Source organism: Corallococcus sp. AB018, assembly GCF_003986945.1.
GTDB lineage: Bacteria > Myxococcota > Myxococcia > Myxococcales > Myxococcaceae > Corallococcus > Corallococcus exiguus.
In genome coordinates, this window is sequence record NZ_RAWR01000106.1 from 1 (window position 1) to 20,695 (window position 20,695).

General features: G+C 67.4%; 20 protein-coding genes and 1 pseudogene. 14 read left to right on the forward strand and 7 right to left on the reverse strand.

Annotation, left to right across the window (positions count from 1 at the left end):
• Positions 1-1,017: hypothetical protein (locus tag D7Y11_RS22560; protein ID WP_126934742.1), on the reverse strand; the 1,017-nt coding region annotated here is incomplete at its 3' end.
• Between the two features lie 433 nt (positions 1,018-1,450).
• Here D7Y11_RS22560 and D7Y11_RS22565 point away from each other — a divergent pair.
• From D7Y11_RS22565 to D7Y11_RS22630, 14 genes and pseudogenes are all read left to right on the forward strand, one after another.
• Positions 1,451-2,767, forward strand: coding sequence for a hypothetical protein (locus D7Y11_RS22565; RefSeq protein ID WP_126934743.1), 1,317 nt, complete (start codon positions 1,451-1,453; stop codon positions 2,765-2,767).
• 6 nt (positions 2,768-2,773) lie between these two features.
• Positions 2,774-3,226 carry a hypothetical protein gene (locus tag D7Y11_RS22570; protein ID WP_126934744.1) on the forward strand — a complete coding sequence of 151 codons (453 nt, stop codon included), beginning with the start codon at positions 2,774-2,776 and terminating at the stop codon, positions 3,224-3,226.
• Between the two features lie 148 nt (positions 3,227-3,374).
• Positions 3,375-4,013 (forward strand): hypothetical protein, encoded by a 639-nt coding sequence (locus tag D7Y11_RS22575; protein WP_126934745.1) that lies wholly within the window; start codon positions 3,375-3,377, stop codon positions 4,011-4,013.
• Between the two features lie 9 nt (positions 4,014-4,022).
• Entirely contained in the window at positions 4,023-4,487 is a 465-nt protein-coding gene (locus D7Y11_RS22580; protein ID WP_126934746.1) for a hypothetical protein, read from the forward strand.
• A gap of 48 nt (positions 4,488-4,535) precedes the next feature.
• Positions 4,536-4,823, forward strand: a pseudogene (locus D7Y11_RS22585) (amidohydrolase); the annotation flags it as partial.
• A gap of 82 nt (positions 4,824-4,905) precedes the next feature.
• Positions 4,906-5,361 (forward strand): hypothetical protein, encoded by a 456-nt coding sequence (locus tag D7Y11_RS22590; RefSeq protein WP_121780031.1) that lies wholly within the window; start codon positions 4,906-4,908, stop codon positions 5,359-5,361.
• A 424-nt stretch (positions 5,362-5,785) separates the two neighbouring features.
• A complete protein-coding gene (locus D7Y11_RS22595; protein WP_126934747.1) occupies positions 5,786-6,112 on the forward strand; it encodes a hypothetical protein in 327 nt (108 codons plus the stop codon).
• Between the two features lie 1,704 nt (positions 6,113-7,816).
• The gene (locus D7Y11_RS22600) at positions 7,817-8,281 is read left to right on the forward strand and encodes a hypothetical protein (protein ID WP_126934748.1); all 465 of its coding nucleotides are present in this window, start codon (positions 7,817-7,819) and stop codon (positions 8,279-8,281) included.
• Between the two features lie 18 nt (positions 8,282-8,299).
• Positions 8,300-8,713: an Imm70 family immunity protein gene (locus D7Y11_RS22605; RefSeq protein WP_126934749.1), complete on the forward strand. Its 414-nt coding sequence runs from the start codon at positions 8,300-8,302 to the stop codon at positions 8,711-8,713.
• Between the two features lie 99 nt (positions 8,714-8,812).
• The gene (locus D7Y11_RS22610; RefSeq protein ID WP_120577899.1) at positions 8,813-10,141 is read left to right on the forward strand and encodes an amidohydrolase family protein; all 1,329 of its coding nucleotides are present in this window, start codon (positions 8,813-8,815) and stop codon (positions 10,139-10,141) included.
• A 14-nt stretch (positions 10,142-10,155) separates the two neighbouring features.
• Entirely contained in the window at positions 10,156-11,142 is a 987-nt protein-coding gene (locus tag D7Y11_RS22615; RefSeq protein WP_126934750.1) for a class I SAM-dependent rRNA methyltransferase, read from the forward strand.
• A 33-nt stretch (positions 11,143-11,175) separates the two neighbouring features.
• Positions 11,176-12,396, forward strand: a complete 1,221-nt coding sequence (locus tag D7Y11_RS22620) for a serine/threonine-protein kinase (protein WP_126934751.1) — start codon at positions 11,176-11,178, stop codon at positions 12,394-12,396.
• A gap of 25 nt (positions 12,397-12,421) precedes the next feature.
• Positions 12,422-13,219, forward strand: coding sequence for a tRNA pseudouridine(38-40) synthase TruA (truA, locus tag D7Y11_RS22625; RefSeq protein WP_126934752.1), 798 nt, complete (start codon positions 12,422-12,424; stop codon positions 13,217-13,219).
• Between the two features lie 22 nt (positions 13,220-13,241).
• Positions 13,242-13,922, forward strand: a complete 681-nt coding sequence (locus D7Y11_RS22630) for a hypothetical protein (protein WP_126934753.1) — start codon at positions 13,242-13,244, stop codon at positions 13,920-13,922.
• Between the two features lie 55 nt (positions 13,923-13,977).
• On the opposite strand, the gene argC is transcribed toward D7Y11_RS22630, so the two are convergent.
• From argC to argB, 6 genes are read right to left on the reverse strand one after another with little or no spacing between them, the layout of a single operon-like run.
• Complete coding sequence (gene argC / locus D7Y11_RS22635; protein ID WP_120577894.1) at positions 13,978-15,048, reverse strand: N-acetyl-gamma-glutamyl-phosphate reductase; 1,071 nt, start codon at positions 15,046-15,048, stop codon at positions 13,978-13,980.
• The gene (locus tag D7Y11_RS22640; RefSeq protein ID WP_120577893.1) at positions 15,045-16,106 is read right to left on the reverse strand and encodes a DUF1611 domain-containing protein; all 1,062 of its coding nucleotides are present in this window, start codon (positions 16,104-16,106) and stop codon (positions 15,045-15,047) included. Before D7Y11_RS22640 ends, argC begins: the two co-directional genes overlap by 4 nt.
• Positions 16,107-16,110: 4 nt before the next feature.
• Positions 16,111-17,298 (reverse strand): argininosuccinate synthase, encoded by a 1,188-nt coding sequence (gene argG, locus D7Y11_RS22645; RefSeq protein ID WP_126934754.1) that lies wholly within the window; start codon positions 17,296-17,298, stop codon positions 16,111-16,113.
• Positions 17,299-17,338: 40 nt separating this feature from the next.
• On the reverse strand, positions 17,339-18,688 hold the full coding sequence (argH, locus tag D7Y11_RS22650; RefSeq protein ID WP_169820821.1) for an argininosuccinate lyase: 1,350 nt from the start codon (positions 18,686-18,688) through the stop codon (positions 17,339-17,341).
• The gene (locus tag D7Y11_RS22655; protein ID WP_121754624.1) at positions 18,681-19,742 is read right to left on the reverse strand and encodes a M20/M25/M40 family metallo-hydrolase; all 1,062 of its coding nucleotides are present in this window, start codon (positions 19,740-19,742) and stop codon (positions 18,681-18,683) included. The genes argH and D7Y11_RS22655 overlap by 8 nt, the downstream gene beginning before the upstream one ends.
• The gene (gene argB / locus D7Y11_RS22660) at positions 19,739-20,665 is read right to left on the reverse strand and encodes an acetylglutamate kinase (RefSeq protein ID WP_120577889.1); all 927 of its coding nucleotides are present in this window, start codon (positions 20,663-20,665) and stop codon (positions 19,739-19,741) included. The genes D7Y11_RS22655 and argB overlap by 4 nt, the downstream gene beginning before the upstream one ends.
• Between the last annotated feature and the right edge of the window lie 30 nt (positions 20,666-20,695).

Consider the following 20,695-nt stretch of genomic DNA (forward strand, 5'->3'; position numbering starts at 1 on the left):
GCCGATGCCCAGCGAGCCGCGCATGGGGCCATCCAGCAGGAAGCCATGCACCACGCCCAGCGCGAACAGCGGGAGCATGGACACGACCATGACGGGCCAGATGAGCTTCTGGCTCAGGCGGGGGGCATCGCCCTCGCGAGGCTCCAGCATGCGGGCGCTGAGGAAGTAGTACTCCAGGCCGTGCATGCCCGGGAGCATCACGTAGCCCCAGGACGGCGCCACGAGCGCCAGGCCGGTCGCGGTCGCCATGCCCAGCAGGTACAGCACCTTGGGGCCGCTGGCGGTGCGGGAGCGGAGCACGGCGCGGAAGAGCAGGAGGAAGTAGCCCAGCCAGATGGCGATGAGCACGGGCAGCGTCTGCCACGGAAGGACGACGCCCTGGCCCACGTCGAGGTAGGCGGGGGCGTTCGGGGCGGCGGACTCGGCGACGAAGAAGATGCGGACGAGGAGGACGGAGAGGAGCAGCGGGACGTAGAGCTGCTGGAGCTTGCGCTCGAGCGGGGAGGGCGCGGGGAGGCCCGCCTGTCCGCCGCGCAGGCCATGCAGGGACCACAGGCCCCGGTGCTGGGACAGGGTGTGGTGCATGCCGAAGACGTTGAAGATGACGGCCACGGCGAAGGTGTGGATGGAGCGGTCGGCGTAGAAGGTGAAGAACAGCGCCGCGCCCACGCCGAGCATGGCCAGCGCGCCGGCGAGGAGGGTGCGCGGCTGGTGGGGCGCGGCGGTGAGCACGTCGCGGTGCACGCCGAAGAGCAGGAACGTGAGGATGACGTGCGTGGCGTTGCCCAGGAGGTTCTGGGCGGTCCAGCCCAGGAGCCGGTGGGCGTTGTCCGCGGCGGCAGGGGCGAGGAACGCGCTGGCGACGGCGGCCACCCCGGTCAGCGCCAGGGGGATGCTCAGGATGGCGAGGTCGGCCCGGGGCGAGAACAGCCACAGGCGGCGAAAGCGCAGGGAGCCGGGCGCGGCCGGCATGTCCTGCTCCGTGGCGGTGGCGACTCCGGGGCTCAGCGGTGTCATGGGACGGGGAGTATACCGGGTCTCCAGGGGGCCAGAACCCGCGCCACCCTGCCTGCCAGGCGGGAGTACGACACGAGCCTGTGACGCTGCCTCCGTGAAATGCGGAACGGGGGAGCGGTCGTGGCAAACCCAGGGCGGAAAGTACACACGCTGCCGATAGGACTTGCAGTGGCGCAAGTGTTGATTTTCGCGGTCACTGAAATGCAAGACTATGTCTTGTGGTGAGTTCCCGACAAAAGATAGGGTATGGATATTCCCGGGCATCGCTGACCGGGAGGGGACTCTTCCAAGAGTGAGGGGCGATTGTCTTTCCGGTCATGGGTGTGGGGAGCGCTGGCGGGAGGAGTCCTGCTGTTGGCGTGCAATGAGTCGAGACCTCCAGTTGGCGCCACGGAGGAGGTAGCGGCACCTTCAGGGGTGGAACGGAGACCAGGTGGCCCGGCTGGACACGTGCCTCCTGGGCGCGACGACGCCTCGGACGGAGACGTACGCTTATGATCGCACGCTGCGTTTGGTGGGAGCGGGACGGCCGACGGGCAACTTCGCGGCGACAGGTGGCTCGTTCGAATCACGGACGTATCAATACGATGGTCGCGGCAACCGGACCCAGTTGGAGGAGGACGGATTCATCTACGACCTGACCGCTGGGACAGCCCCGGCGGTGGACCAGCTGACGGGGTGGGGTTCATCGGCCAGTGGCAGCTTGCTGAAATACACCCTGTCGCATGACGAAGACGGCCGAGTGACGCAGAAGCGGTGGGCGGCGACCATGTCAGGTGGACCTGTCTACACGCTGGGGTTCGAGTATGGACAGACAGTAGGCGTGGCCACGGAGACCGTGTTCCGTGCCGTCAATGTCAACGGCGCGTACTACAACTACTTCTATGATGCGCTGGGCCGCCGGCGGCTGAAGTCGAACCCGTATGGAACGACGGACGAGTACTTCCACTCGGTGTCGAACCGGATGCTGACGGACCGGGGCAACAATGGTTTGGCCACTCCGATTGGCCACTTCACCCTGGATGACTATGTGTGGTTGGCGGGGCGTCCGGTTGCGCTCGTGCGTGGGAAGTTCAGCGCGGCGTGGGCGCGGCAGCCAGACGGCACTGGGGATTGTTCTCGTGATGGCGAGTCAGTGGCGTGTGGCGTGTATTTCCCGGTGACGGACCACATTGGAAAGCCGGTGATCATGTTGGACGCTTCGCGACGGGTGACAGGGGCCGCAGACACGGACCCCTTCGGGCACGTGAACCGGGTGACGCACCACGCGGAGACCGCGCACCCTTACGCGCACAGCACGTCCGCAACGCTGGCGATGTTCTCCCAGCCCAAGGAGAGCACCTCAGTTCAAGTACGGATGCGCGCGCGCTACCATGTTGTGGACACGGAGCCGGGGGCGGATTTCGTGCGCTTGGTGGATCCGGATACGAGCAGTGTCCTCGACAGCCAGTCGGGAGAGCGCCGGGGGCAAGTGACAACGGCATGGGTGGTGCCGTCCAATGGCAACCTGACCGTGGGATTCAGTTCGAACGCCAGTGGCTTGACCAGCTATCAGGGCGTCGCGGTCGAGGGGTACGAGTACCAGCGGTACCAGGCCGGGGCTCAGGCCCTCTGGATTCCGCTTGGCTTCCCCGGCCAGTACCATGACGCGGAGACCGATCTCTTCGAGAATTGGAACCGGTTTTATGATCCGGCATCGGGGCGGTATCTTCAGCCAGAGCTTCTTCAGCAGAATCCAAAGTGGATTTAAAGGCAGGTGCTGCGTGGTGTTCCTGCGCTGGCCTACCTCTATGCTGGGAACAATCCGATTTCATGGTTTGATTCAACGGGCCTGGATGTTCAGAACAACTCAAACGATGGTGTTTGGATTTCAGGGGAACACGGCGAGCAATACTACTTGGCGCCTGGTGATACTTTCTATGGCAACCAGGATGGTGTTTATTCGGGGCACAAGGGAGTGTATAAAGCAAACAATGGTGTTAACATTGTTATTAATCCTGATGGATCGATTAATACATTTGATGGGCCTGATTTGTCGCGCTTTGTGCAGGGATTTGGCGAGAATAGCGTGGGATCGCACCTGTTGCCCTTCGGCCTCAGGGAGCGTACGGGCGGTCCCAAAGACGACGATTTCTCTGTCCGAAATAAGTGGGCGGACAATCCCAATGTCAACAGTCCGAGTGGATCGATGTGTGGGGGTGGGAAATAGCGGTTTGGTTTGAATGTGTTCCAGGGGGATGTTGAGTCTTCCCCCTGGGGCCGACCGGCATATGAACCGCTGCTCCTAGAATGAACTGGCCCCCATTCGCCATGCAGCACAAGTTCGCCTGGGCTAGGAACCGGATCGTCTTCCGCCAATGAACCACGTCGCTGAAATGGAAACATCCACCCGCTGGCTTCGCCGGTTGGGGATTATTGGTCTGCTGTGCTGGTTCGTGCCGTCGGTAAGCGTTTTGCTCGTGTTGAGCGTCTTGGGGTTTTGCGAATTCCTGTTGTCTGATTCGCATCCCTTTCCCGGTGATCCACCTGCCGCAGACATGCTCACAGAGATTGCGCTCAGTGGATGGTTGTTCATCCTTGTTGGATACGTTCCCTTCTTCGTTGCTCGGAAAGAATCCGATAGAATTCTTCGGCTCTGGCGAAGGGTGATCCCCCCGTTGATCCTGCTATCATTCCTCGCGATGTCGTCGGCCCTTGCTCAGGTTGGCCGAAGACATTGGGGCGAATGGGGTCTGCTCAAGGCCATGCTTCAGGACAACGAAGCCCGGGTTCGTAGATTCTCAAGCCGTGCCGATGGTGCCTTGTCGGAGGAGGAGTTCGCGCAAGCGAAAGCGTGGTTGCTGACGCAGCCTGCCACCTTCCACTTTGATGCGGAATCTGAACCCGTCAGGATTCATATGAGGAGAACCGTCCCTCCCTACCTCGGCGTCGATTTCGGCCAGGGGCAGAATGCGGTCTTCGATCCGGTGACGATGATCTGCATCTATTCGGATTGAGAGGTGTCGATGAGAAAAGATTGGACCTGGCCTACTGAGGGATTGGCCGGCGTTGTTTCGGGTCTGAAGGTGCTCGGCCCGGAGGTGTCGCAGGAGATATGCGACCAGTGGTGGCAGACCTTCCTGCCCGGATTCATAGCCAGGGATATTGGCCAGTCCATCTTCGTCTTCGCCAAAACGGTCCAGGTGAAGATGATGCTCAAAGCGGAGGTGCACTACTCCCGGCAGCAGCAGGGCGGTGTGTTCCACGTCGTATCGGAGCCCTTGCTCCCGGTCCTTCGCATCGAGGCCGCGTCACCACCACCCCTGAACATCCTGGAGGCAATGGTCTGGGCGTCTCCACGCCACGGATCCCCTGGGTGGTGCGCCATCTGCCCCGAGTCCATGGAGTGGTCCATGGTCGTGGAGCATGACGGCCCCTACTTCCTGAAGCCCGCGCCCTGCATGGATCCGCCCCTCGGGGACTCTCCGTAGGAGACGGGGTTCATCCTCCACCCACCCCGTGCTAAAACGGGAAGGTCCATGGAAGGCCGACTGCATCTGAAGAACTGCGCCGTGTTCTGTGCGGACGGTCGCGTCCGCCACGGCATGGCCGTCGTGGTCGAAGAGGGCATCATCCGCCGCGTCGCCCCCGACGTCGAGGTGCCCGTGCTCCCCGGTGACTGGGAGGTCGCCTGTCGCGGCCGCCTCGTCGCCCCCGGGCTCGTGGACTGTCACTCGCACATGGTCAACGGGCAGCTCCTGCCCCCCAATGGCGACTTCCTCCTGCGCCAGCCCCGCTCGCGTCTGGAGCGCATGCGCTCGGTGGCCATGTGGATGGAGTGGTCGGCGTAGAGGAAGAACAGCGTTGCTTCTGCAGCGAGAATGGCCAGCGCACCGAGGGGTTGGCCTGATGGACGCGCCAGAGGCACCCGTTCTGTTTCGCGCTTCGATGGGAAGGCCCCAGGCCTGGTGGGACCGGCTCTTCCTGGGGCTGGTGTCGACGGGCGCAGCGCTGTTCTACGCCGGCTTCGGGGTCCCCTGGTCTGGAAGCCAACTGGCGCCGGGACTCAGCGCGGAGAAGGTCCGCTCCGTGTCTCTGAGGATGTCCGAAGATGAGGTGGTTCAACGCCTGGGCATGCCTCTGGCTCGGGAGGTGAGGCCATCGGGAAGGCTCTCCTGGGACTACGCGAAGCCGGTTGCGAAGGTTCGGCGGTATCCGAAGGTCTACGTCACCTTCGAGTCAGGACGCGTTTTCGCGGTCGAGGTGGAACTCAAGACCTTCTGGGGTGTCGATGAGGAGGTCCTCTATCTGCGGACCTCTGACCGCATCATTGAAAGGCCTGACCTTGATGACGTCCTCCCTTGAGCCGAGCTGCCGGCGTGGACAAGGGCGAAAGCCACTTGGGATGATGGAACTTGTGAGAGGACTTTCTGTGGGCCTTGGACGGTGGATGCTCTGGGTTCGTATTTTCCGGAAGAGCAGGGGGCTTTCCGGTGGGGTGGTGTTGCTTCTGGCTGCCTCGTGCGCAAGAGACTTGGACTATCATCAGGAGTGTCGGTCGGATGATAGCTGTAGACAAGGTCTGGTCTGTATGACGGGCTATAGGCATGGGCGCAGTTGCTCGTTGTTTGGGCGCTACAGTACTTGTGAGCAGCCGTGTGCCAGGGATGCTGATTGTCCTGCTGGACTTGAGTGTAAATTGATTCAGCCAGGGCCAGATCATTCGTCTTGCCAGAGGGAGTGGAGGTGAGCCATCGATAGGAGTTGGGTGTGGACCCTGGCGGCAGGCTTGCTGGTCATCGTGGTGATTCCCGCGCTTGCCATCTATGTGTCGGGAAGAACGCGAATCGTCCTCGTGAATGAGACCGGGAGCGAGTTGCGTGTCTTGACTGCTCGGATTCCTGGCGAGGAATGCGCTTTTGAGAAGGTCCCTGTTCATGGCCGGGTCGTCTGTCAGGGACGCGCGAACGCGGATGGAGACCTGTCCGTTGACCTCGAGTTCGCGGATGGCGGCAAGGTCCAATTGGAAACAGGTGCGTTCGTGAATCCGCTGCTCGGATTGCAAGGAGTCGCGACCGTCAACGCAGACGGTGGAGTCAGCCTGGAGTGGGGCTGATTGCCGTCACGGGGCCTCCTGGAAATTATTCCCGCGCGGTGGAAGCCCGAGACGCATGAACTGGCAGGTGAGAACATGAAACCCGAATGGCCTTTGCTGGCGCTGCTGATTCTCCTTTCTTCCTGTGTTGTTGGCCGTGGTCCCAAGATGGCCCCAGTTCATGTTCAAGAGGGCGGGAACTGCAAGCGTAGCGCCGACTGCGAAGAGGATCTGGATTGCATGATCTGGTCGCTGACACCAGGTTCAGGTACCTGTCAGCGGGCGTGCGAAGAGACTTCGGACTGCCCGAGCGGCGAGCAGTGCGGCGGGGGATTTTTTACCGATGGGCCAGGATCTTTTTGCACCCCTCCGGGTGACTCCTGATGGAGATGCGTTCAGACATGCCCCACTGGCACAACCACCACGGAGGGCATCATTGAGAGGCCCGACCACGATGACTGCCTTCCGTCGGACTGAGGCATGGAGGGGTCATGCGGCTCGTTGCTTCGACGCTGCTATTCGTCCTGCTCGGCGTGCACATGGGCTGCAAGCGAGGTGCGGACCCCAGAGAAGTCCCTGCGGCCGTGCTTGAGCGGATTGGAACGGAGTGTTTCCCAGCGGGAGGCTGCGGGACTGGCCTGGTATGTGCCGGCCGCACGAATTTCGCTCACGTTGACGCGGGGTCTACCTGTGAGCTTGTTTGTGACCCGTGGAACGACTCGGTATGTCCCGAGAAGTGGCTCTGCGTGAAGACCTCCGATGGCCGAGCCGCGGGGCTTCTCGGACATTGTATCCGTGCCTCGGAGATGTGACGGATGACTGCGACCTCCCAGGAAATGAAAGTGGCGTCGCCCCCGCTGGTGCTCCGGGCTGCCATGGTCGTGTCCGCTCTGGTCTGGGTCTACCACCTCCTCATCCTGCCGCCGTTTCCACTCGCCTCGTACCTCTCAAGCCTCCTGCGAGGCCTGCTCCATGGCTTTGCACTGGTCGTCTTGGCGTTGGGCGGGGTGTCGCTCGCCTTGCACCGAGGGCCTCTGCCGCGCTGGCGTTGGACGTGGATGGCGTGGCTCGTCGTGGCTGTCGGGTGGTTCCCATTGACGACGCTGGCTGCGATGTTGGGGTTCGGTCCAGTCGTCATGGTTCTGGTTGCTGAAGCTGTTCGTCTGCCGCCATGAGGGGTTTGGCGCCGTCTGGGGAAACGAGCGATTCTTCCGGGACCTGGGTGTTGTTCCCGCGCGGCAGAAGCGCGAGACGTATGAATTGGTAGGTGAGCCCATGGCTCCTGCTGCCTGGTCACTGCTCATGCAGGGAACGCCCATCCCGTAGGACGGTCATGCGATTCGTACAGATTGTCTGGATCTTCGTTGGGGCGTACCTGGGGCCGCTGCCCTGGGTCTTTCTCATGGGTGTCTTGCCCGGAGGGTGGTCTCGTTGGCTGATGGGGCTGGACGTCCCGTTGGGACCGGGGATGACCCTACCCGGGCTCGCGGTGATGTTGCTGCTGTTAGCGACACTGGGAGCGTTCGCCGCGCTCTGGGTGTGGAGGTGGCGCTTCGAGCGCCGAACCCAGGGATGAGCGTGTCTCCTCGTTGGCTCCCACGATTGGGAGTCGTTGGATTGGTGTGTGGCTTCGTGCCGTCGGTGGGCATCGCGGTTGGGCTGTGTGCCCTGGGAATTGGCGGCATCGTGTGGGGGGATCCGCACCCCTTCCCTGGTGACCCACCCGTGGACATGCTCGCGGAGGTCGCGCTCTTTGGATGGCTGCTCCTCCTGGTGGGCCATGGGTGCTTCTTCGTCGCCCGGAGGGAGGCTGATCAGATCGTCCAGTTCTGGCGATGGGTGATGCTTCCGTTGACCCTGGTGTCGTTCCTCGTGCTGCTGCCAGTCTTTGCGCAGATTGCTGGCAGACATTGGGGTGAATGGGGCCGTCTCAAGGCCGCTCTTCACGACAACGAGGCCCGTGTCCGTGCATTCTCGAGCCGGGCGGATGGTGTCTTGTCGGAGGAGGAGTACGCGCGGGCGAAGGCGTGGTGGCTGGATCAGCCCGCCACCTTCCGCTTCGAGACGGAGCCTGAGCCCGTCAGGATTCACTTGAGGAGGACCAACCCTCCGTATCTGGTGGTCGATTTCGGAGAAGGCCAGAATGCGGTCTTCGATCCGGTGACGATGCACTGCATCTACTCAGATTGACGAGAGGTAGGAGTCCGCGTGGGTCTGTGTCTTGTTGTCCATGAAGGTGATGAGGATGTGGAGGAGGTCGCGGTTGGCGGTTACTCGGACTTCAACGCGTTACGTGACTATGTCACTCGCGAGCTGGAGGCCGGGAAGCCGGGCTCTCGGTTCCCTGTGCTCATCGTGCACTCGGATTGTGATGGCGAGTGGTCCGTTCCCGAATGCGAGCGGTTGCGCGAGGAACTGGCGGTCATCGCAGGGGAGATGCAGGCGCGCCCGCCGGTCGCTTTTGCGTCGGAGTGGCAACGAAGCGAGGCGGGTTCCATGGGGCTCGTGCCTCGAAACGCGTTCGAGTCGTTCCTCGCCGTGAGTGGTGGCTTCCTGGTGGAGGCCCTGCAGGACCTGGTGGAATTCGCGCTCGAGCGCCGGGCTCCCATCTCGTTTCAGTGAGTTCCCGGGTCGGCGGCCTGCATGGATTCGCCCTTCGGGGACTCCAGGTAGGAGACGGGGTTCATCCTCCACCCACCCCGTGCTAAAACGGGAAGGTCCATGGAAGGCCGACTGCTTCTGAAGAACTGCGCCGTGTTCCGTGCGGACGGTCGCGTCCGCCACGGCATGGCCGTCGTGGTCGAAGAGGGCATCATCCGCCGCGTCGCCCCGGACGCCGAGGTGCCCGTGCTCCCCGGTGACTGGGAGGTGGCCTGTCGAGGCCGACTCGTCGCCCCCGGGCTCGTGGACTGTCACTCTCACATGGTCAACGGGCAGCTCTTGCCCCCCAATGGCGACTTCCTCCTGCGCCAGCCCCGCTCGCGCCTGGAGCGCATGCGCTCGGTGGCCAACCTCCTCACCGCCGAGGACGTGGAGGTACTGACCCGCTTCGCCGCCGCCCGCGCGCTGCTCGATGGCGTCAGCCTCGTCGTGGACCACCTGTCGTGCCCCACCGACGTCGCCGGCGCCCTGGAGGCCCAGGCCCGCGCCGCGAACACCCTGGGCATTCGCCTGGTCACGTCCCACTCCACGCACAGCCTGGATGGCGCCGATGTGGCCAACGCCCAGGCGGATGCCAACGCCGACTTCGTCCGCCGCTACCGCGAACACCCCCGCGTCCGTGGCGCACTCGGCTTCCACGCGTCCTACACCTGCGAGGACCCGCTCCTGTCCCGCATCGCGGAGCTGCGCAAGGAGCTGAACGCGTCCGTCGTGTTCCATATCGCGGAGAACGAGGACGACCTCTCCACCACCTACGCCACGCACGGCCGCCGCGTCGTGCCGCGCCTGGACGCGCTGGGCCTGCTGGGGCCCCACGCCATCGCCGGCTATCCGCGCGCCGTGGAGCGCTCCGAGTCCGAGCGGCTGGCCGCCTCCGGCACCTTCATCGCCCTCACGCCCCGCGCCACCCGCTCCATGGACCGCGCGGCCGAATCCGCCGACGGCGCGCTGTCCAGCCTCCACCTCGTGGGCCTGGGCACCGGCGGTCATGGCACCCTCCAGGAGGAACTGGCCGGGGCGCTCGTCAGCATGCTGTCCCTGGCGCGCTCCGGCCGCATGCCGGACCTGGATGACTCGCTGGCGCACCTGTTCGTCAGCGGCCCCGCGGAGCTGTGCACCCGCCTGTACGGCAAGCCGTCGGGCGGCGTGGACGAGGGCAGCATCGCGGACCTCGTCGTCTACGACGCCATCCCCGCCGCGGACCCGGAGACGGGCTACGCGCCCTTCCTCCTGGGGCAGCTCACCGCCGCCCGCGTGGCGTGGACCATCGTGGATGGCCGCGTCTGCGTCCGCGAGGGGCAGCTGCTGGGCAGCGACTTCGTGGACCTGGCCCGGGACGCCGCCGCCGCGCTCGGCCGCGTCTGGTCCCGCGCACGGCTGGGTTCGTAGGGTAGAAGGGGCGCGTGAGTGCCCTGCCTCCCCGCCTCGTGGACCTGCTGCGCGCCTCCCGCGCCCGCCGGGGTCCGCTGCTCTCGGACCCCGCCACCTCCGCCTTCCGCCTGCTGAACGGCGCCGCGGACGGCGTGCCCGACGTGACGGCGGACGTCTTCGGCGACGTCGTCGTGGTCAGCCTCTACCGCGACCTGACGGATGCCGAGGAAGTCACACTGCTCGACGCCGCCGTCGCCGCGTGGACGCCCCGGAGCGTCTACCTGAAGCGCCGTCCCCGTGAGGCTCGCGTGCTCGCCAACGTGGCGAAGGACGCGCTCGCTCCGGAGTCCGCCGCGCGGGGTGAACCCGTGGAGGACTTCGTCTCCAAGGAGAACGGCCTGTCCTTCCACATCCGCCCCGGACAGGGCCTCTCCGTGGGCCTCTACCTGGACATGCGCGACACCCGCGCGTGGCTCCAGGCCCAGGCCTCCGGCCTCACCGTCCTCAACCTCTTCGCGTACACCTGCGCCTTCGGTGTCGCCGCGACCGCCGGGGGCGCGAAGCGCGTGCTCAACATGGACGCCAGCCGCCGCGTGCTCGAATGGGGCGAGGAGAACGCGCGCCTCAACGGACAATCCGTGGAGCGCTACGACTACGTGGCTGGCGATGTCTTCGATTGGCTCGGGCGGCTCGCGAAGAAGGGGGAGTCCTTCGATGTCGTGGTCGCGGACCCTCCGTCGTTCTCCACTACCAAGACGACGCGCTTCTCCGCCGCTCGCGACTACGCCCGGCTGGCGGAAGCCGCCGCGAAGGTGGTTGCTCCCAGGGGCCGCCTGGTCGCCTGCTGCAATCTGGCGGGACTGCCTTCGCGCCGCTTCGAAACCATGGTGCTGGAAGGTGTGACGCGGGCTGGCAGGACGGGGAAGGCAGTGGGGTCGCTCGGTCCCTCGGGGCTCGACTTTCCGACACCTCCGGGTGAGGAACCGGCACTCAAGGTGCACGTCGTCCAACTTCGTTAGCGCCTCCGGGCGGGGCGCGGCTACATTGCTTCCATGGCTCCCGCCGCCTCCTCGCCTCCGCGCGATGCGTTCCGCTTCGGCAACTACCGGCTCATCGATCGGATCGCCGTGGGGGGCATGGCGGAGATCTTCCTCGCGCACCAGTTGGATGCCAGCGGCGAAGAGACGCCCATCGTCATCAAGCGCATCCGCCCGCATCTGTCCAAGCACGCGGCCTTCGTGAAGATGTTCCTCAACGAGGCGCGGCTGGCGGCCCAGCTCAATCACCCCAACATCGTGCAGATCCACGACCTGGGGAAGATCGTCGACAGCTACTTCATCGCCATGGAGTACGTGTCCGGCCGGGACATGCGCCGCGTCGTGCCCAAGGCCGAGTCCCTGGGGATTCCCTTCCCCATGGTGTACGCGCTGAAGATCGCCTCCTGCGTCTGCGCGGGCCTGCACTACGCGCACCAGAAGAAGGACCGCTACAGCAACCCGCTCAACATCGTCCACCGCGACGTCACGCCGGAGAACATCGTCGTCGCGTTCGACGGCTCGGTGAAGGTGCTCGACTTCGGCATCGCCAAGGCCGCCAACCAGGTGGAGGAGACGCGCTCGGGAGAAATCAAAGGCAAGCTCAGCTACCTGTCCCCGGAGCAGTGCCTGGGCCGGCCGCTGGACTGCCGCAGCGACATCTTCTCGCTGGGCACCGTCCTCTACGAGTGGCTCACCGGCTTCAAGCTCTTCACCGGCGACTCCGACGTCGCCGTCATGCGCAGCATCACGGAAGCCAAGATCTACGCGCCGTCGTACTTCCGCGAGGACCTGCCGGAGCGCGTGGAGGCCATCCTGATGCGCGCGCTCGCCCGCGACCGCGAGCGCCGCTACCAGACGGCGTTGGACATGCAGCGCGACCTGGACGCCTTCCTGGAGTCCTACGACTTCACGCCCTCGCCGCTGCACCTGGCCAACTTCGTCAAGCAGCTCTTCGAGGACGAGCGCCCGCAGGAATTGAAGCGCCTGTCCACGCGCCAGTCCTCCGCGCCCACGTCGGAGATGGCGCTGGAGCTGTCGGAGGTGGCGGCGTCCGTGGACGGCCCGCCCACGGAGGCCATGCACCTGGACGACCTCCCCGCCACCGAGCCGCGCCTGCTCGCGCTGACGGTGGACCCGGCGGTGTATGAAAAGCTGGAGGCCCAGGCGCGCAAGGCGAACGTCTCCCTGGCGAAGCTCGCGGCGGATGTGCTGGAGGGATGGCTGAAGACGCGCTGATTGCGTGCCTTTGCTTGCCTTGCCCATGCCCCGGCTGAAGTTGACGCTCGAATACGAAGGCACCCGGTACGTGGGCTGGCAGGTGCAGCCCAATGGCCCGTCCATCCAGTCCACGCTCCAGGACGCGCTCCAGAAGCTCCTGGGGGAACGCGTCTTCGTTGCGTCCGCCGGCCGCACTGACTCGGGCGTGCACGCGACGGGGCAGGTGGCCAGCTTCGACACGCAGCGCGTGCTTCCGATGAAGGCCTACACCATGGGCCTCAACGGCATCCTCCCGCCGGACATCGCGGTGGTGGCCGCGGAGGAGGTGTCGCCGGAGTTCGACCCGCGCCGCTGGTCGCGCGGCAAGCGATACCGCTACCGGGTGAGCAACCGGCGCATGCGGTCCCCCCTGTTGCGCACGACGCACTGGGAGGTGTTCGCCCCGTTGGACGTGGAGGCCATGCGCCGCGCGTCCCAGGCCCTGGTGGGCCGGCACGACTTCTCCGCGTTCCGCGCCGCGGACTGCCAGGCGAAGCACGCGGTGCGCGAAATCCGGCAGGTGCTCGTGGAAGGCACGTCCGGCGACACCGTGGCCTTCGTGGTGGAGGGCACCGCCTTCCTCAAGCACATGGTGCGCAACCTGGTGGGCACGCTGGTGGAGGTGGGGAAGGGCCGCCGCCCCGAGGCCTGGGTGGCAGAAGTGCTGGCCTCGCGCGAGCGCAAGCTGGCCGGGGCCACCGCGCCGCCGCAGGGGCTGGTGATGGAGGAGGTCTTCTACGGCGACGGCCCGCCCCCTCGCTCGGCGGGGGACTCGGCCGTCGGGGAAGAGGACGAAGGGTGAGAGTGCGGTAGGCTTTCGGGCCGTGAGCTCCAAACCCAGTGCCCTCGAGCCCCTGCGCGTCCGTGTCCGCCGCTTCCAGTTCATCGTCGGACTGGGGTTCCTGTCGCTGGTGGTGGGGGCCATGCTCAGCGTGTCGCTGGTGCTGCGTCTGCACGCGCGGGTGAGCGCACTTCCGTCCGAATTCCTGCGCATCCCGGTGGCGGTGGCGCTGGAGGACCTGTGGGTGCTCGCGGTGCTGCCGACGCTCTGCTACGGCGCCGCCCGCATCGTCGCGCTGCGCACGTGGACCACCGCCGTGGGGGCCGCGCTGTCCGGCGGCGTCTTCGTGCTCGCGCTCAACTTCGTGCGCGACGGCATGGAGAGCTTCACCACGGGCTGGACGGTCGCGTCGGCGTTGCGGGGGGTGGCCTTCGTGGGAGGCATCCTGCTGAGCGCCCGGGCCATCCGCGCGGGCCGCGCCGCCGCCGAGAAGGGCTCCGCGGACGCCGAGGCGAAGGCCGTCGCCCGCAAGTCGGAGTACGACGAGTTCCTCAAGGCCGCGGAAGCAGGTGGCGCGCGCCTGGAGCAGCGCGAGGGTGGCGCCGCCGAAGCTCCGGCCGCTTCCGGGAACGCACCTGCCGCGACCGCTCCGGCGGGTGAAGCGAGCAGCGCAGGGGAGACGCCCGCGCCCCCGAGCGACGTGCCGAAGACGCCCGCGGCTTGAGGAAACGACAAAGGCGGCTCCGGCTCCGCGCCGAAGCCGCCTCGGGTTCAACAGCCTACGGGTAGCAGGCGGCCTGGCGCAGGCCGGTGTCCTCGGGGAAGCCGAGGGCCACGTTGAAGTTCTGCACGGCCTGGCCGGCCATGCCCTTCACCAGGTTGTCCAGCGCGGCCATCACCGCCACGGAGCGGCCCTTCGTCGCCACGGAGATGTCGCAGAAGTTGCTGCCCGCCACGGCCGCCACGCGCGGCGTGCCCTCCACGATGCGCACGAACTTCGAGCCCTCGTAGTAGCGGCGGTACTTCTCCGTCAGCGACTGCGTCACCACCGCGCCGCCGTGCTCCGGCCACTCGAACTGCACCGTGGCGAAGATGCCGCGCACCATGGGCGCCGAGTGCGGCACGAAGGCCAGCCGGTGCCGCTGCGCACCGTGCGCCACCAGCATCACCTCCACCTCCGCCTCGTGCTGGTGCTCCAGCGGCTTGTACGCGCGGAAGTCGTGCGCGCGCGTCGGGTGGTGCGTGCCCTCGCCCGGCAGCGAACCGGAGCCGGACGAGCCCGTCACACCCGACACCGCCAGCAGCCCCAGCCCCGGCGTGGCCGCGATGGGCAGCAGCGCCAGCTGCACCGCCGTGGCGAAGCAGCCCGGGTTGGCGATGCGCTTCGCCGTCTTCACCTGCTCACGCTTCCACTCCGTGAGGCCGTAGGTGAACGTGCCCAGCAGGTCCGGGGACGGGTGCGGCCGGCCGTAGGCGCCCGCGTACCGGCCCGGGTGGTCCAGGCGGAAGTCGGACGACAGGTCCACCAGCAGCATCCGGTCCGTGAGGCCCGCGTCCGCCCACTGCTTCTCCAGCCCGGCGAACTGCGACGCCAACTCGCCATGCCCCAGCGCGCTGAACACCACCGGACGCTGCGAGTCCGCCAGCCAGCGCCAGTCGGGCTCCGCCTCGAAGCGGCCGTCCACCAGGCCGCGCAGGTGCGGGTGCACCTTGTGGATGGGCGAACCCGCGTGGTGCCGGGACACCACGCGGATGCCGGCGTTGCCGGGGTGGCCCGAGAGCAGCCGCAACAGCTCGCCTCCGCCGAAACCGGAGGCCCCCAGGATGTAGATGTTCGCAGGCGACGTCATGACTTCCTCCCCGCTCCCAGCTTGGGCGCGAGCTTCTCCACGATGAGATTCCCCAGGGCGTTCGGATCCGCGCGCGCGTTGCGAGCGGGCAGCCCCACCACCTGCTCCACGAAGCGCACTCCCACCGCGTTGTCCGTGGCGGGCCCGGCCACCATGTCCATCTCGATGCCGTACACCTCGCGCAGGTGCCGCACGCCGCCGGCCGCGCCCACCGGGTCGTTCGCGCACAGGATGAACGCGCCGCCCAGCGCCTTGAGCTCCGGATCCGCCAGGATGGCCTGCACGCCGTACTCGCCCATGATGCCGTCGCCCGTCTCCGCGACGATGACGTCCACGTCCTGGGCCACCATCTCCGAAAAGACGATCCGCGCCACCTTGGACGCCGTGCGCGCGCCGGTGCACACGACGCCCGCGTCGGTGAAGTCCATCACCACGTCCGCGCCGCTGTCCTGCATGGATAAGGTGTCGCGCATCAGCGACACGCCCGTGAGCTTCGCGCCGCCCACGCGGTAGCCCGCCTGGGACAGCTTCCGCACCACCACGCTGGCCGCGTACGTCTTGCCCGCGTTCATGCAGGTGCCCACCACGTACACCACCGGGCACGTCACCGCCCTCGACGTGCCCTTGAGCGCGCCGGTGGAGATGTGCGCGTGCTGCCCCGCGCGCGACTGGAACTCCGGGAAGGTGAGGACCTGGCCCAGCACCTCCGCCTCGAACGGCGGGCCCACGCCCGGGTTGTGCGACGTGCACTTCCCGATGACGCCGCCCATGTTGAGGATGTTGAGCTTGTCGCCCACCGTGACGGACGAAGGCACGATGCCCTCGTAGCCGTGCAGCGCGTTGCGGTGGCCGAGCGCGCCCACGACGATGTCGCCCGCGTGGAGCGTGACGAGCCGGCCGTTCACGTCCTCCAGCTGGTTGTAGACGCTCTTCTCCCCGTGGATGCGCACCGCGATGACGGCGCCCTCTTCGCACTTCACCTCATCCGTGAGGTGCACCGTGCGCCCCACCTGGAGGTTGCGCGTGACACTGCCCACCTTGTCGACGTGGATCTTCATGTCGTCACTTCGCTTTCTGAGAGAGCATCTGCGCGACGCCGTAGAGCTTGGCGAACCCCGCCGCCTCCGTCCCCGTCCACAACACGTTGGCCTCTCCGTACGTGGCCACCTTCGCGTCCATCAGCGAGTGCGGCGAACGCACGCCTTCCACGACGTGGGCGCGCGGGGTGAGCACCAGCTTCACCTCGCCCGTCACGCGGTCCTGCGAGGAGGCGAGGAACGCCTCCAGGTCCTTCACCACCGGGTCGAAGAAGTGCCCCTCGTGGAGCAGCGACCCGTACAGGTTGCCCACCGTCTCCTTCCAGAAGAGCTGCTTGCCCGACAGCACCAGCTTCTCCAGCTCGCGGTGCGACGCGATGAGCAGGTGCGCCGCCGGGGCCTCGAAGCCCACGCGGCCCTTGATGCCCAGGATGGTGTCGCCCAGGTGCACGCCGCGGCCGATGCCGTACGGACGGCCCAGCGCGTTGAGCTGCTCCACCACGTCCACCGCGGACAGCGCCTTGCCGTCGAGCGCCACCGGCACGCCCTTCTCGAAGGAGATGATCAGCGGCCGAGGCTTCAGGTCGGTGGGGATTTCGCCACCGGGGAAGGCCGCTTCCGGCAGGGTGCTCCACGAGTCCAGCGTCTCGCGGCCGCCCACGGACGTGCCCCACATGCCCTCGTTGACGGAGTACGTGCCCGTCTTCGCCGGCATGTGGAAGCCGCGCTCCGCGAGGAAGGAGATCTCCTGCTGACGGGAGAGCGCCAGGTCGCGGATGGGGGTGATGAGCTGCAGCTGGGGCGCGAGCGTGCGGAAGGCCACGTCGAAGCGGACCTGATCATTCCCGGCGCCGGTGCTGCCGTGGGCCACGGCCTGCACGCCCAGCTTCTCCGCCATGCGCACGGCCTCCACGGCCTGGCAGGCGCGCTCGGCGGAGACGCTCAGGGGGTAGAGCTGGCCGCGCAGCACGTTGCCGGCGATGAGGAAGCGCAGGTAGCCCTGGAACAGGGTGTCGCGCGCGTCCACCGTGTGGTGCGCCACCGCGCCCAGCTTCTGGGACAGGGCCTGGATGCGCTCCAGCTGCTCGGGCGGGAAGCCGCCCGTGTCCACGGTGACGGTGGTGACGTCCCAGCCCTGCTCGCGCAGGTACACCGTGCAGAAGGCGGTATCGAGGCCGCCGGAGAACGCCAGCACCACGGACTTCTTGCTCATCTTCGGACTCCTGTTGCTGCGAAAGGGGGTGAGGAAGGTTTCAGGGGGCCCAGACGCGCGAAGCGGCCTGTGCCTGCTGTGCGTGGGTGCGCGTGAGCCAGTCGCGCGCATCCGCCAGTTCCTCGCGCGCGGTGGCGAGGCCCAGGTTTCCGGCGCCACCCAGGTGGGTGGCCGTCAGCGCGCCGCGGTCCGGCTGGAAGCTGCCGTCGTTGAGCTGACGGCCCACCTCCCGGTACGCGTCGCGGAAGGGCTGGCCCTTCGCCACGAGCGCGTAGGCGTGGTGCGCGGCATAGAGCGTGTCATCGCACGCCGCGCGCGCCTTCTCCGCGTTCACCTTCAGCGCGGGCACCAGCCGCGCCAGCACGTCCAACAGCGCCTTCGCGCTGGTGAGGGCCTGGAGGGTGGGGCGCTTCAGCAGCTGGAAGTCACGGTGGTAGCTGGAGGGAAGCCCGCCGGCCACCGCCTCCACCTGATGCGCCAGGCCCCGCAGCTCGCGGCAGCGGCCCCGGGCCAGCTCCACCACGTCCGGGTTCTTCTTCTGCGGCATGATGGACGAGCCGGTCGTGAAGGCATCCGGCAGGGCCAGGAAGCCGAACTCGTCCATGCTGTAGAGCTGCACGTCCCAAAGCCACTTCTCCAGAGTGCCCGCCACCGAGCACGCCCAGGTGAGCAGCGCCGCTTCATGCCGCCCCCGACTGTCCTGCGCGTCGATGGGGCTGCGTTGAACTCGACTAAAACCGAGCAACCGCGCGACATATTCACGGTCGATGGGCAGCGGCACACCAAAGCCCGCGGCGGCGCCCAGCGGGCAACGGTCGAGCCGCCCCCACACGCCCTTCAGCGCCTCCAGCTCCTCCAGCAGTCCCTCCGCGAACGCCATGCCCCACAGGCCGAAGGTGGACGGCATCGCGCGGCGCAGGTGCGTGTAGCCGGGCAGGGGCAGGTCCGCGTGCGCTTCCGCGAAGTCCAGGAACGTGCCCGCCAGCTCCGCCGTGCGCGCGCCCAGCGCGAGCAGCTCCTCACGCATGAACAGGCGCAGGGCCAGCAGCACCTGGTCGTTGCGCGAGCGCGCCAGGTGGATGCGCTTGCCCGCCTCGCCGGTGCGCTCCACGAGCGCGGCCTCCAGCGCGGTGTGGCCGTCCTCCTGCTCCGGGCGGATGGTGAAGCGGCCCGCGCGCGCCTCGTCGTGGAGCGCGTGCAGGGAGGACACGAGCGACGTGGCGGCCTCCGGGCTGAGCAGGCCCACGTGCGCGAGCATGCGCGCGTGCGCGGCGCTGCCCAGCGCGTCGTGCGGCACCAGCGACAGGTCCACCACGGGGTCATCGCCCACGGTGAAGGCGTGGATGGCCGCGTCCAGCGGCTGGCCCTTTCCCCACAATGTCTCAGCCACGCGACACCTCCCCGGCATAGCCGTGCAGCAGTCGTCGATAGAACGCGAGCCCCGCCTCCAGCTCCGCGCGCGTGAGGTACTCGTTCGCCTGGTGGCTCCGCAGCGTGTCGCCCGGGCCCACCTTCACCGCCGGGATGTCTCCCAGGAACGCCCAGTCGGACGTGGTGCTGGAGCCCACCGTGTCCTGGCCCGACGCCACCACCGCCGCGCGCACCAGCGGGTGCGACGCGTCCGTGCCCTTGGGCAGGTAGCGCGCGGAGTGCACCACCACTTCACTCTCCAGCGCCTGCCCCACGTCCTCCGCCACCTTCGCGTGGTCCATGCCCGGCGTCGTGCGCAGGTCCACGAAGAACTCGCACCGGTCCGGCACCTGGTTGCGCGCCAGTCCTCCGGACACCTGCGTCACCTGCGCTCGCGCCTCACCCAGCAGCGGGTGCGCGGGGAAGCGCAGCGCGGACACGGCCTGGATGTCCCGGGCCGCCTTGAGGATGGCGTTGTCCAGATTGCCCGTGTGCGCGTGCGCCACGTGACCGCTCTTGCCGTGCGCCACGCAGCGCAAGAGCAGCATGCCCCGCTGCGCCGTGCAGGGCTTGAGCGACGTGGGCTCGCCCACGATGGCGGCGTCCAGCGGCCCCAGCGTGGACAAGAGCGGTCCCAGCCCCTTGCCGCCCGTCTCCTCCTCGGCGGTGAGCGCGAAGACGCACTCCACACCCTTGGGCGCGCCTTCCTCCAGGAGCGCCTTCGCGGTGAGGAGCATGGCGGTGACGCAGCCCTTGGCGTCGTTGGCGCCCAGGCCGTAGAGCGTGTCGTCCTTCCACACGGCCTCGTGCGGCTCCGTGTTCCACCCGGCGCACGGCTTCACCGTGTCCAGGTGCGAGTTGACGAGCAGGCGCTTCGGCCCGCTGCCCACGCTGAACCACACGTTGTGGCCCTGGCGGTGCACGCGGGCACCCCAGGACTCCGCATGGCCCGCGACGAGGTCCGCGATGCGGGCCTCGTCGCCGGAGACGCTGGGCGTGGCGACCAGCGCGGTGAGCAGCTCGGCGGGGTTCAACCCTTGGCCTCACCGTGCTTCACCGGGTGCTCGCGCACGACCATGGTGCCGCTGCCCTCGTTGGTGAAGACCTCCTCCAACAGCGCATCGGACTGCTTGCCGCTCACCAGGTGCACGCTGCCCACGCCGCCCACGAGCGCGTGACGCATGGCGTGCGCCTTGGGGCGCATGCCGCCCGTGAGCCGGCCTTCGGCCTCCAGCGACGCCAGGTCCGACAGCGTGGCCAGCGAGATGAGGGACGACGGGTCGGAGACGTCCTTGAGGAGCCCCGGCACCTCCACCATGAAGAACAGCTTCTCCGCGTGCAGCGCCGCCGCCAGGGCCGCCGCCACCGTGTCCGCGTTGGTGTTGTAGACAGCGCCGTCCTGGCCGCCCGACAGCGGGGCGATGACCGGCACGTAGTCCGCGGAGCGCAGGTGCTCCACGACGCGCGTGTCCACGGACTCGATGTCGCCCACGAGGCCGTAGTCCACCATGCGGCCTTGCGTCTCGCCGGGCTCCGTCACCAGCACGGGCGGGCGCTTGCGCGCCTTGATGAGGCCCGCGTCCACGCCGGACAGGCCCACCGCGGGCACACCCGCGGCCTGGAGGTCCGCGAGCAGGTCCGTGTGCAGCTTGCCCGCCAGCACCATCTTCGCCGCGTCCAGCACGGGCGCGGAGGTGATGCGGCGGCCGGCCACCTTCTCGATGGGCAGGTGCAGGGCGTCACAGAGCGCGTCCAGCTCCGGACCGCCGCCGTGCACCACGACGGGGCGGATGGAGAAGGCCCACAGGAGGGCGATCTGCTCGCACGCCGTCTTGCGGGTGCGCGGATCCGTCAGCACGGCCCCGCCCAGCTTCACCACGAAGGTCTTGCTGCGGAACTGCTTCACGTACTTCGCCGCGTTGCGAAGCGCGGCGTACGGGTCGGGAGACAAAGGCACGGTGGACCTCTGGAAATGCAAAAGGGGACG

Excerpts from the sequence above, each read along its gene's own strand:
- D7Y11_RS22575 (WP_126934745.1), top strand. The coding sequence starts at position 3,375 with ATGAACCACGTCGCTGAAATGGAAACATCCACCCGCTGGCTTCGCCGG.
- D7Y11_RS22580 (WP_126934746.1), top strand. The coding sequence starts at position 4,023 with ATGAGAAAAGATTGGACCTGGCCTACTGAGGGATTGGCCGGCGTTGTT.
- D7Y11_RS22590 (WP_121780031.1), top strand. The coding sequence starts at position 4,906 with ATGGACGCGCCAGAGGCACCCGTTCTGTTTCGCGCTTCGATGGGAAGG.
- D7Y11_RS22610 (WP_120577899.1), top strand. The coding sequence starts at position 8,813 with ATGGAAGGCCGACTGCTTCTGAAGAACTGCGCCGTGTTCCGTGCGGAC.
- D7Y11_RS22620 (WP_126934751.1), top strand. The coding sequence starts at position 11,176 with ATGGCTCCCGCCGCCTCCTCGCCTCCGCGCGATGCGTTCCGCTTCGGC.
- truA (WP_126934752.1), top strand. The coding sequence starts at position 12,422 with ATGCCCCGGCTGAAGTTGACGCTCGAATACGAAGGCACCCGGTACGTG.
- argC (WP_120577894.1), bottom strand. The coding sequence starts at position 15,048 with ATGACGTCGCCTGCGAACATCTACATCCTGGGGGCCTCCGGTTTCGGC.
- D7Y11_RS22640 (WP_120577893.1), bottom strand. The coding sequence starts at position 16,106 with ATGAAGATCCACGTCGACAAGGTGGGCAGTGTCACGCGCAACCTCCAG.
- argG (WP_126934754.1), bottom strand. The coding sequence starts at position 17,298 with ATGAGCAAGAAGTCCGTGGTGCTGGCGTTCTCCGGCGGCCTCGATACC.